The organism is Amycolatopsis sp. lyj-108 (assembly GCF_046549005.1).
Lineage (GTDB): Bacteria > Actinomycetota > Actinomycetes > Mycobacteriales > Pseudonocardiaceae > Amycolatopsis.
Genome location: NZ_JAJPWQ010000001.1, coordinates 925,673 through 937,540 on the forward strand (window position 1 = coordinate 925,673; position 11,868 = coordinate 937,540).

The following is an 11,868-nucleotide window of genomic DNA, read 5'->3' on the forward strand; positions in this document are numbered from 1 at the left end:
CCTGGAGAGGGAGGCCCTGAGCCCGTCCGCCGGGAACGCGAGCGCGTAGCGTGGGGACACACCGGCCTCCCGTCATTAGGTTCGCCTTACCTTACATGTGATCCGTGTACTCCGGACGGGTGTCCATTCACACGGCGGACCCGTGTTCGCGCTCAGCGGACAACGCCCGTCCGGCGGAATCCGGACGCGTGTCCGCACGTTGTGCTTGACGTAAAGGTGCAGGGCAACCGGAAGATGAAAGAGCGCACGGCCCGAGAACGGGCCGGGCGCGAACGGGCCGCAATCAGCCGTAGTGGTACGCCAGCGCGACCGCGTGGCTACTAGAGTGGTCTCACGGTGCTGAATCCATCGCGGTGAAAGCACGATGGAAACGGGCCGCCGTCGCAGCAGTCGAGGGAGTGCACATGTTTGAGAGGTTCACCGACCGCGCGAGGCGGGTGGTCGTCCTGGCCCAAGAAGAAGCCAGGATGCTCAACCACAACTACATCGGCACCGAGCACATCCTCCTGGGTCTGATCCACGAGGGTGAAGGTGTCGCCGCCAAGGCGCTGGAATCGCTGGGCATCGCGCTGGAGGGCGTCCGCCAACAGGTCGAGGAGATCATCGGCCAGGGGCAGCAGGCCCCGAGCGGGCACATCCCCTTCACCCCGCGGGCCAAGAAGGTGCTTGAGCTGTCGCTGCGCGAAGCGCTGCAGCTCGGCCACAACTACATCGGCACCGAGCACATCCTGCTCGGGCTCATCCGCGAGGGCGAAGGCGTCGCCGCACAGGTGCTCGTCAAGCTCGGCGCGGACCTCAACCGGGTGCGTCAGCAGGTCCTGCAGCTGCTGTCGGGCTACCAGGGTGGCAAGGAGTCGACCGAGACCGGCTCCGGACGCGGTGAAGGCACCCCGTCGTCGTCGCTGGTGCTCGACCAGTTCGGCCGCAACCTGACCGTGCAGGCCCGCGAAGGCAAGCTCGACCCGGTCATCGGCCGCGGTAAAGAGATCGAGCGGGTCATGCAGGTGCTGTCGCGGCGCACCAAGAACAACCCGGTCCTGATCGGTGAGCCCGGCGTCGGCAAGACCGCCGTCGTCGAGGGGCTCGCGCAGAACATCGTCAAGGGCGAGGTGCCCGAGACGCTGAAGGACAAGCAGCTCTACACCCTCGACCTCGGCTCCCTGGTCGCCGGTTCCCGGTACCGCGGTGACTTCGAAGAGCGCCTCAAGAAGGTGCTCAAAGAGATCAAGACCCGCGGCGACATCATCCTGTTCATCGACGAGCTGCACACGCTCGTCGGCGCGGGTGCCGCCGAGGGCGCGATCGACGCCGCGTCGATCCTGAAGCCGATGCTGGCCCGTGGTGAGCTGCAGACGATCGGCGCGACCACCCTCGAGGAGTACCGCAAGTACATCGAGAAGGACGCCGCGCTGGAGCGCCGCTTCCAGCCGATCCAGGTCGGCGAGCCGTCGCTCGAGCACACGATCGAGATCCTGAAGGGTCTCCGCGACCGGTACGAGGCGCACCACCGCGTCTCGATCACCGACGGCGCGCTGGTGCAGGCGGCCACCCTCGCGGACCGCTACATCAACGACCGCTTCCTCCCGGACAAGGCGATCGACCTGATCGACGAGGCCGGTGCCCGGATGCGCATCCGCCGCATGACCGCGCCGCCGGACCTGCGCGAGTTCGACGAGAAGATCGCCGACGTGCGCAGGGACAAGGAGTCCGCGATAGACGCGCAGGACTTCGAGCGCGCCGCCCGCCTCCGTGACGAGGAGAAGACCCTCCTCGGCCAGAAGGGTGAGCGGGAGAAGCAGTGGAAGGACGGCGACCTCGACGTCGTCGCCGAGGTCGACGAGGAGCAGATCGCCGAGGTCCTCGCCAACTGGACCGGCATCCCGGTGTTCAAGCTCACCGAGGAGGAGACCACGCGTCTGCTCCGCATGGAGGACGAGCTGCACAAGCGGATCATCGGCCAGGAGGACGCCGTCAAGGCCGTCTCCCAGGCGATCCGCCGCACCCGTGCCGGCCTGAAGGACCCGAAGCGCCCCTCCGGCTCGTTCATCTTCGCCGGCCCGTCCGGTGTCGGTAAGACCGAGCTGTCCAAGGCGCTCGCGGCGTTCCTGTTCGGCGAGGACGACGCGCTCATCCAGATCGACATGGGCGAGTTCCACGACCGCTACACCGCTTCGCGGCTCTTCGGTGCCCCTCCGGGCTACGTCGGCTACGAAGAGGGCGGCCAGCTGACCGAGAAGGTGCGGCGCAAGCCGTTCTCGGTGGTGCTGTTCGACGAGATCGAGAAGGCCCACCAGGAGATCTACAACACGCTCCTGCAGGTCCTCGAAGACGGCCGTCTCACCGACGGCCAGGGTCGTACGGTCGACTTCAAGAACACCGTGCTCATCTTCACCTCGAACCTGGGTACCTCGGACATCTCCAAGTCCGTCTCGCTCGGGTTCTCGCAGGGAGGCGACACCGCCAACCGGTACGAGAAGATGAAGCAAAAGGTCAACGAGGAAATGAAGAAGCATTTCCGGCCTGAGTTCCTGAACCGGATCGACGACATCATCGTCTTCCACCAGCTGACCAAGGACCAGATCATCCAGATGGTCGATCTGATGGCCGCCCGGGTCGAGAAGCAGCTCAAGGCCAAGGACATGGAGCTCGAGCTCACGCCCAAGGCCAAGGCGCTGCTCGCCAAGCGCGGCTTCGACCCGGTGCTGGGCGCGCGGCCGCTGCGCCGCACGATCCAGCGCGAGATCGAGGACCAGCTGTCGGAGAAGATCCTGTTCGGCGAGATCCAGGCCGGCCAGATCATCCTGGTCGACGTCGAAGGCTGGAACGACGAAGAGGGCGAGAAGGACGACAAGGCGCACTTCGTCTTCCGTGGCGAAGCCCGGCCCTCGTCGGTCCCGGACGCCCCGCCGGTGAGCATCGGTGCCGGCTCGACCGAAGAGAACGGTGAAGCCGAGGGCGAGTAACGCCCTGTGGTTCCGGAAGTGCCCGTCGCGGGTTTGCCGCGGCGGGCACTTTCGCGTCTGCGCCTTCTGATCACGTGAGTTACGCGCTCAATCACGTGAGTTACGTGCTCAATCACGTGAGTTCGTCTTTTCCGCACAGGGGGTCGGCGTGCGTGGATGGCGAACTCGCGTGATCAGGGACGTAACTCGCGTGATTGGGCGCGGAACTCGCGTGATCAGGGACGTAACTCGCGTGATCAGAGGCGGAACTCGCGTGATCGGGGGGCGTGAGACGATGCCTTCGGGTCCGGGAGGGGGTCAGGTGGACGTTCTGGCGATCGATTTCGGTACCTCCAGCACGGTGGGGGTGCTTTCGATCCACGGCAGGGGGACGCAGGTCGTCGAGATCGACGGGTCGGTGACGATGTCGTCCGCGATCTACGTCGACAAGGACGGCACCGTCTTCGTCGGCCGCGACGCCGAACGCCGGGCCCGGCTGGATCCGAGCCGGTTCGAGGCGAATCCGAAGCGGCGCATCGACGAGGGCGCTCTCCAGCTCGGTGAGGTCACGTTGCCCATCGCCGACGCCTTCGCCGCGGTCCTGCGCCGGGTCGGTGAGGAGGCCGAGCTACTCCTCCAGCGCCTGCCCGCGCAGGTGCGGATCTCCCATCCCGCGGGCTGGGGCCCGGATCGCAAACAGATCCTCCGCGACGCCGCGCTCAAGGCCGGTTTTCCCACGACGGTGCTCATTCCCGAGCCGGTCGCCGCAGCCGCGCACTACGCCTCCCTCAACCATGGTCAGCGGCCGCCCGGTCCGATCGCGGTGTACGACCTCGGGGCAGGCACCTTCGACTGCGCGGTCGTCGGTGTCAGCGCACAGGGGTTCGCCGTGCTCGCCGAGGACGGCCTGCCCGATCTCGGCAGTCTCGACATCGACCAGGCGCTGCTGGTGCACATCGGCCGTGAGGTGTCGCATTCCGAACCCGCGCGGTGGCAACGGATCCTGCGTCCGCAGTCGGTCAGCGACCGCCGGACGCGCCGGTCGTTGCTGCAGGATGTCCGTGACGCCAAGGAAAGCCTGTCCCGGCACCAGCAGACCGAGATCCCGATGCCGGAGCCGTTCGGCGACGTGCGGGTGACGCGGACGGAGCTCGAGGCGCTCGTCCGGCCGAGTTTCCTGCGTAGCGCCGAGCTGCTGGCCACCACGATCCGCCGCGCAGGACTGTCGCCGGAGCGGCTCGGCGGCGTCTACCTCGTCGGCGGGCCGAGCCGGATGCCGTTGCTGGCGAGCCTGCTGGCGAATCAGCTCAGGATCGCGCCGACCACGCAGGATCAGCCGGAGACGGCGGTCGCGTTCGGGCTGCACCACGTGCCCGCGGGTGGCGATGATTCCCAGCTGACCGTGCCCGCCTTCGCGCCGGTCGCGCCGCCGGTGCGGCAACAGCCCGTTCAGCAGCAGCCCGTGCAGCCACAACCCATACAACAACAGCCGCGCCGCCCGCAGCCGCCGCGCTGGACGCCGACTCCGCCCCCGCCGGGCCGGAGCTGGCAGAAGCCCACGACGTACGGCGTCATCGTGCTCGCCCTCGCGGCGATCGTGACGACGATCGTCCTGCTCACCGGCGGCGAGGAAGCGCCGGTCGCCGGACCGGCCCCGGCGAAACCGGTGAGCTGCGATCAGGCGGGGACGAAGGACGCGCAGGGCTTCACGGACTGTCTCCGCCGGATCGCCGCGGTCGTCCCGAAGGGGGACGACTGCCGGGAGGCGCCGGACGCGGCCGCCACGGTGGGGGCGTCGTCGGCGGTCACCTGTGTGTTCTCCGACGACAAGGCGTCGAACGCGATCAACTACTACCAGGGCGTCGCGATGACCGGTCTGGAGGACGGCGTCCGGCAGCGGATGACCAAGGGCAAGCCCGTTGAGGGCACCTGGGCGGCCGACGGGCTCCGCGGGCGCTACATGGCGGGCGCGGGCAAGCGAAGCGGCATCGTGCTCTTCGGCACCGAGGACGCGCCGTTGAGCGCGATGCTCGTCTCGACCAGCAGCGACGGCACCTCGCGCACCACCGCGGAGATGGTCGAGTTCTTCACCGCACAGCTCAAGCCCTGATCAGTGCAGGGTGCCCGCCGGGGTCGCGAGATCCTCGGTCACCGAAAGCGCGGTGTCCACGATGATCTCCAGTGCCTCCGCCGCGCGGTGCACGGCCAGGCTCGGCGCGGTCGTCCGCGCGGCCTGTTCCGGCGTGTACGGCACGTGCACGAAACCGCCGCGTACGCCGGGAAAGTCGTTGTCCAGCAAGTGCATCAGCCCGTAGAAGACCTGGTTGCACACGTACGTCCCGGCGGTGTGCGAGACCGACGCGGGAAGTCCCGCGTGCTCGATCCCCGCGACACACGCTTTCACCGGCAGAGTGGTGAAGTACGCGTTGGGCCCGCCGGGGATCACCGGGACGTCGACGGGTTGCGAGCCGGCGTTGTCCGGGATGCGGGCGTCGATCAGGTTGATCGCGACGCGTTCCGGGGTGACGCCGGCGCGGCCGCCCGCCTGTCCGACGCAGATCACCAGTTCCGGCCGGTACTCGTCGATCGCGTCGCGCAAGGTGACCAGCGAACGCGAGAACACGCACGGCAGTTCGACGGCCACGGCGTCGTGCCGACGGCCGGTGAGCAGGGAAACCGCCTGCCACGACGGGTTCACCCGCTCACCGCCGAACGGTTCGAAACCGGTGAGGAGCACTGACGTCATGCCCTCACCCTAACGTGTGACGACGGTCAGGCAGCGGGCTTGAGGTCCCCGGGGTAGAGGAACTCGGGCGCCGGTTTGGTGTTGCCGTAGAACCACGCGTCGAAGAAGCCCTGAAGGTCCTTGTGCGCGACGCGTTCGGCGAACTTCTGGAACTCCGGCAGGCTCGCGTTGCCGTCGCGGTGGATGGCGGGCCACGTCTTCAGGACGCGGTCGAACGGCGCCGCGCCGATGTAGTTCTTCAGCGCGTGCAGCGCCACCGGGCCCTTCGAGTAGACGTACGTGAACTCGTTGCCGGGCCCCATGTCGTACAGTTTCCCGGCCCAGAACCGGTCCGTCGCCTTCTGCACGGCGGTCAGGTAGCGCGCCTTGAGGTCCTGCCCCGACTTCGCCTCGGACCAGAGCCATTCCGCGTACGAGGCGAAGCATTCGTTGAGGCAGACGTCCTTCCACTTGTCGACGGCGACCGAGTCGCCCCACCACTGGTGGGCGTTCTCGTGCACGATCGTCGGGACGTTGCCCGCCGCGCCCGAGTAGATCGGCCTGCTCAGCGTCTCCAGGGAGAAGCCGATCGGCTCGGCGAGGAAGATGCCGCCCGCCGCGTCCACCGGGTAGCGCCCGAACTTCGACGCCAGGAAGTCGATGATCTCCGGCAGCCGCGCCTCGGCCTGCTTCGTCGCCGCGGGGGTGCCGGGGGCGTAGGCGTTGACGACCGGGGTGCCGTCGGACAGCTTCGTCCGCTCGAACTCCCATTTGTCGATCGCGACCGTCGTCATGTACGGCACGGCCGGGGTCTCTTCGGCCCAGACGTACGTGGTGTTCTTCCCCGAAGCGAACCGCCCGCGCTCGCGGCCGTTCGAGATGACGCCCCATTCCGAGGGAACGGTGACCGCGAGGTGGAAGGTCGCCTTGTCCCGCGGGGTGTCGTTGACCGGGTACCAGGTGGTCGCGGACTTCGGCTCGCCCGCGACGAACGCGCCGCCGGATTTCGCGTACTGCCAGCCGTTCTCGCCCAGCGACGGATCCTCGATCGGCCGCGGGACGCCGTGGTAGGCGATCTCGGCGGTGAACCGCTCGTGGTTCCGCAGCGACCGCGCCGGGGTGATCACGAGTTCGTGGTCACCGGTGCGGGTGAAGGCCGCCTTCCGCCCGTTGACCTTGACCGAGTCGACGGTCAGCCCGCGCAGGTCGAGGTTGAACGAGCTCAGCGCCTGGGTGGTCCGGCCGGTGATCGTCTGGAGGCCGGTGAGCTGTTTGGTGGCGGGCTCGTAGCCGATTTTCAGGTTGTAGTCGCCGACGTCATAGCCGCCGTTGCCGTCCTGCGGGTAGTAGCCGTCGCCCGCGCCGTCGGCGCCGGGTTTCCCGGTGTCGGCGACGGCGGCCCCGCCGCCGAGGACACTCGCGGCCAGAACGGCGGCGATGACGGCCGCACTCCGGTACCTCATTCACGCTCCCAGTCGATCGGCTGTGACTCGGTCACGAACGTAGCGCCGTGACCTCGGCCGTCCGCCCGGAAAGATCCTTCGTGCCCGGATAATCCCCACTTCCGTCGCCTGAACGAGGTCCGGAAGTCCGACAGCGCGCTCCGATAGACACAGCCTGATGGGGCTATCGGTTTGCGGCTTCTGGAAAGCTGGGGTCGTGCGTGTGACGCTGCTGGGCCCGGTCGGAGCGGAGGCCGGTGACGGCACCCCGGTCGACATCGGCGGTGCCCGCCTCCGCATGCTCTTGGCCAGGCTCGCGCTGGACGCCGGTCGCGCGGTCCCGGCGACCGCCCTCATCGACGGTCTCTGGGGCGCGGAACCGCCGGCCGACGCGGCGAACGCGTTGCAGTCGCTGGTCTCGCGGTTGCGCAAGGTCCTGCGTGCCGATGGCGTCGCGCTCGACTCCGGCCCTGGCGGCTACCGGCTGGACGTCGCCCGCGAGGACGTCGACGTCTTCCGTTTCGAACGGCTGGCGGCCGAGGGCCGCGCGGAGCTGGCGGCCGGCCGGGACGCGGGTGCGGCCGCGGTCCTCGCCGAAGCGCTCGGCCTCTGGCGTGGTCAAGCGCTGTCCGACGTGCTCGAAGCCCCTTTCGCGCAGGCACCAGCGACCCGGCTGGAGGATCTGCGGCTCGAAGCCGCCGAAGATCGCTTCGAAGCGGAGATCCGGCTCGGTGGGCACGGCCGGGTGCTGGCGGATCTGAAGGAGGCGGCCGCGCGGAATCCGCTGCGCGAACGGCTCGCCGGGCTGTGGATCCGGGCGTTGTGCGCGGCGGACCGGCAGTCCGACGCCCTCGCCGTCTACGAGGAGGTCCGCGCGGCGCTGGCCGATCAGCTCGGTGTCGACCCGTCGGCCGAACTCCAGGAGATCCATCTCGCCGCGTTGCGCGGTGAGCTCGGCCCGCCGCCCGCGGCCGCCGATCACCTCCCGGTCCGGCTGACCAGTTTCGTCGGCCGTGACGACGAGTTGAAGCTGGTCGCGGAGCTCCTCGCGGGTGCGCGGCTGGTGACGCTCGTCGGGTCCGGCGGCGCCGGGAAGACGCGGCTGGCCACCGAGGTCGCGACGCGGCATCCGGCGCACGCGCGCGGACGCGTCTGGTTCGTGCCGCTCGCCGGCGTCCGCGACCCCGGCGACCTGCCCGGCGCGGTCTTCGCCGCGCTGGAGCTGTGGGATCTCGGCCTTTCGCATGGCGGCGATCCGATGCGGCGCCCGGTGGACGCGCTGGCCAGGGTCGTGGAGACGCTCGGCGCCGGCGAGTCGGTGCTGGTGCTGGACAACTGCGAGCATCTGGTCGACGCGGCCGCGGAGCTGGCGAACACCCTGCTGCGCCGCGTGCCGACGCTGCGCATCCTCGCGACGAGCCGCGAGGCGCTGGCCATCGACGGCGAGACGCTGTGCCCGCTCGGCCCGCTGTCCGTCCCGGAGGGGACGCCGACCGTCCCGCAGGCGGCCGAGGCGGGCGCGATCCGGCTGTTCGTCGACAGGGCGGTGGCCGTGCGCCCGGACTTCCTCCTCGACGAGTCCACTGTGGACGCCGTCGCGCAGATCTGCCGGCGGCTCGACGGCATGCCGCTGGCACTGGAACTGGCCGCCGCGCGGCTGCGGTCGATGACCGTCGCGCAGATCTCGCAGCGTCTCGACGACCGGTTCCGCCTGCTGACCTCGGGCAGCCGGACGGCGTTGCCGAGGCAGCGCACGCTGCGTGCCGTCGTCGAGTGGAGCTGGGATCTGCTCGACGACGCCGAGCGCGTGCTCGCCAGGCGGCTCTCGGTCTTCGGGGCGGGTGCCGAGGTCGAAGCCGTCGAAGGGGTCTGCGCCGGAGACGGCCTGGCCGCCGAAGACGTCCTGTACGTCCTCGGTTCGCTCGTCGAGAAGTCCATTGTGGACGCGATGACCGGCGATCACGGCGAGCCGCGGTACCGCATGCTGGAGACCATCCGGGCGTACGCGGCGGAACGGCTCGACGAGGCCGAAGAGCGAGAACAGCTCACGAAGGCCTATCACCGCTACTACGCCCAGCTCGCCGAGCGGCTGGAGCCGATGCTGCGGACCGCGGATCAGCTCGTCGCCATCTCCCGCTACGACGCGGAACACGGCAACATCGTGACAGCGCTTCGCCAGGCCATCGACGCGGGCGACGCGGAAATGGCGACGCGCCTGCTCGGCAACACCTTCTGGTACTGGCTGGTCAAGGGCGACAGCGACCGGGTCGAGTCCTTCGTCGCCGAAGTGCTCGGTTTCGGTGACCGGCTGGAGGAGGACTTCGCGGCAGCGTTCCGGGCGATGGGCGAGATCACCTCGATGGTGCCGGGAGCCGGCGACCGCGAAGCCGTGCGGGAACTCATCGAAGACTGCGTGCGGACGAACGCGCACACCCGGTTCGCCGGACTGGCCATCGGCCTGCCGATGCTGGCCTTCTTCAGCCAGAACAAGGAACTCGCGCATCGCGAGGTCGAGAGGGCGCTGGCGAGCCCGGACCCGTGGGCCAGGTCGGCGGGGTCGTGGGCGTACAGCTTCATCCTCGCCGACGACGGCGACCCCGAAGGCGCGGACAGGGCCAGGGACAGGGCCTACGAAGGGTTCACGGCCGTGGGCGACCGCTGGGGAACCGCGATGGCCGTTGGCATGAAGGCGAGCGACATCTCGATGTCGGGCGATCACGACGCCGCGCTCGCGCTGTACCGGCGAGGCCTCGACCTCGCACTCGAACTGGGGTCGCAGGACGACGTGATCCAGCAGCGCTGGCGGCTCGCGACGGAGTACGCGCGGGCCGGTGACCTCGACACGGCGATGCGTGAGATGCGCGACGCGGAGCGCTACGCGATCGACACGGGCAACGACCAGCTCGCGGTGATGGTGCTGGTGGGGAAGGCCGATCTGCTCTGCCGCGCCGGACGCGTCGACGAGGCACGCGCGGTCGGCGTCCGGTTCCGGGAGCTGATGGAGACGGTGCCGATGCCGGGCATGTTCGGCGACGAGTACGGCGGATACATCGACACGGAGATCGCGCTGGCCGCCGGAGATCCGGACGGCGCCGGACGCGGTGCCGCGATCGTCGTGAAGTCCACCGCGGAACGCGGCGACATGCCCGACCTCGCGCGGATCGTCGAGGTCTGCGGGCTGATCCGGTTCCGGCAGGGGCGGCCCGAGGCGGCTGTCCGGCTGCTCGGCGCGGCGAAACTGCTGCGCGGCAGGCAGGACCTCGGGGAACCCGGCATCAGGCAGCTCATCGACGACCTTCGCGAGCATTTCGGCGAGGAGCGCTACGAAGAGCTGCTCGTGCAGGACGCCGGCCTGTCGCGTCCGGACCTGGTCTCCTGGATCACTGCCGAAATGGGGTCGTGAGTGGCGTTTCGGGTTCTAACCCGAAACGCCACTCACGACCCCCGGCACCGACCACGCCACCTTTGCCTTACGGCTCAATAGAACACGACCCCGCGCGACCCGGTCCAGGACGGAGGCTACTTGAGCTCGGAGCTCGTCTTGCCCAGGATCCGGCGCGCCACGATCAGCTGCTGGATCTGTTGCGTGCCTTCGAAGATGTCGAGAATCTTCGCGTCCCGGCTCCACTTCTCCAGCAGCGATTCCTCGGTGTAACCCAACGTTCCGGCGAGCTCGACGCATTTCAGCGTGATCTCGACGACCGACCGGCCCGCCTTCGCCTTGGCCATCGAGGCCTGCAGCGAGTTCGGCTTGCGGTTGTCGGCCATCCACGCCGACTCCATCGTCAGCAGGTACGCCGATTCGTAGTCCGCCTCCAGCTGAAGGAACGCCGCGGCCGCGGCGTGCTGGCTGTGGACGGGCTTGTCGTAGTCGATGACCACGCCGGCGTCGGTGAGGATCTTCCGGGTCTCCTCCAGCGCCGCGCGGGCGACGCCGATGGCCATGGCGGCGACCAGCGGACGGGTGTTGTCGAAGGTCTGCATGACCCCGGCGAAACCCTTGGCGGTGTCGATCTCCGGCGTGCCGAGGAGATTCTCTTTGGGTACGCGGACGTTCTCGAAGCGCAGCACGGCGGTGTCGGAGGCGCGGATGCCGAGTTTGTGCTCGACGCGCACCACCTCGAAGCCCGGCGTGCCCTTCTCGACGACGAACGACTTGATCGCCGCGCGGCCCTTCGTCTTGTCCAGAGTGGCCCAGACGACGACGGCGTCGGCGCGCTCGCCGGCGGTCACGAAGATCTTCTCGCCGTTGATCACGTACTCGTCGCCGTCGAGCCGCGCGGTGGCGGTGATCGCGGCCGAGTCCGAGCCGCAGTCCGGTTCGGTGATCGCCATCGCGGCCCACAGCCCGGAGAACTTCTTGAGCTGTTCGTCGGTGGCGACCGAGCCGATGGCGGCGTTGCCGAGCCCCTGACGCGGCATCGACAGCAGCAGACCGACGTCACCCCAGCACATCTCGATCGTGCCGAGCACGATGTTGAGGTTGGAACCGTTGCGGTTGCCCGGTTTCTCGTTCTTCTCTGACCGGCGGACGCCCGCCGCGCCCGCGCCGCCCTCGCCGGAGGAGTTCAGCCCGTCCAGCAGCGCGGCGAACATGTCGAGTTCGGCGGGGTAGGTGTGCTCGGCGCGGTCGTACTTGCGCGAGATCGGCCGGAACACCTCGGCCGCGGCCTGGTACGCCTGGTTGATCAGGGTGCCGGCCTTCTTCGGAACCTCAAGGTTGATCATGATTGCCTTTCGAAAGTCCTGGTCGTGTCCT

General features: G+C 69.0%; 6 protein-coding genes. 3 read left to right on the top strand and 3 right to left on the bottom strand.

All coding sequences use genetic code 11. The features are described from left to right. The first annotated feature begins 404 nt into the window (after positions 1-404). Positions 405-2,963 (top strand): ATP-dependent Clp protease ATP-binding subunit, encoded by a 2,559-nt coding sequence (locus ACLJO0_RS04600; RefSeq protein ID WP_125791213.1) that lies wholly within the window; start codon positions 405-407, stop codon positions 2,961-2,963. 301 nt (positions 2,964-3,264) lie between these two features. Next, positions 3,265-5,052 carry an Hsp70 family protein gene (locus ACLJO0_RS04605; RefSeq protein ID WP_410576679.1) on the top strand — a complete coding sequence of 596 codons (1,788 nt, stop codon included), beginning with the start codon at positions 3,265-3,267 and terminating at the stop codon, positions 5,050-5,052. Here ACLJO0_RS04605 and pcp read toward each other — a convergent pair whose 3' ends face one another. Next, positions 5,053-5,688, bottom strand: a complete 636-nt coding sequence (pcp, locus tag ACLJO0_RS04610) for a pyroglutamyl-peptidase I (RefSeq protein ID WP_410576680.1) — start codon at positions 5,686-5,688, stop codon at positions 5,053-5,055. It lies immediately after the preceding gene. A gap of 26 nt (positions 5,689-5,714) precedes the next feature. Continuing rightward, positions 5,715-7,130 carry a M1 family metallopeptidase gene (locus tag ACLJO0_RS04615; protein WP_410576681.1) on the bottom strand — a complete coding sequence of 472 codons (1,416 nt, stop codon included), beginning with the start codon at positions 7,128-7,130 and terminating at the stop codon, positions 5,715-5,717. Positions 7,131-7,326: 196 nt separating this feature from the next. Between ACLJO0_RS04615 and ACLJO0_RS04620 the strand changes: the two genes are divergently transcribed. Next, positions 7,327-10,512 (top strand): BTAD domain-containing putative transcriptional regulator, encoded by a 3,186-nt coding sequence (locus ACLJO0_RS04620; RefSeq protein WP_410576682.1) that lies wholly within the window; start codon positions 7,327-7,329, stop codon positions 10,510-10,512. A gap of 116 nt (positions 10,513-10,628) precedes the next feature. On the opposite strand, the gene ACLJO0_RS04625 is transcribed toward ACLJO0_RS04620, so the two are convergent. Beyond that, positions 10,629-11,837: an acyl-CoA dehydrogenase family protein gene (locus ACLJO0_RS04625; protein ID WP_410576683.1), complete on the bottom strand. Its 1,209-nt coding sequence runs from the start codon at positions 11,835-11,837 to the stop codon at positions 10,629-10,631. Positions 11,838-11,868 lie beyond the last annotated feature (31 nt).

What these genes read in the sequence shown, in the direction of transcription:
- ACLJO0_RS04600 (WP_125791213.1), top strand. Translation starts at nt 405, where the DNA reads ATGTTTGAGAGGTTCACCGACCGCGCGAGGCGGGTGGTCGTCCTGGCC.
- ACLJO0_RS04615 (WP_410576681.1), bottom strand. Translation starts at nt 7,130, where the DNA reads ATGAGGTACCGGAGTGCGGCCGTCATCGCCGCCGTTCTGGCCGCGAGT.
- pcp (WP_410576680.1), bottom strand. Translation starts at nt 5,688, where the DNA reads ATGACGTCAGTGCTCCTCACCGGTTTCGAACCGTTCGGCGGTGAGCGG.
- ACLJO0_RS04625 (WP_410576683.1), bottom strand. Translation starts at nt 11,837, where the DNA reads ATGATCAACCTTGAGGTTCCGAAGAAGGCCGGCACCCTGATCAACCAG.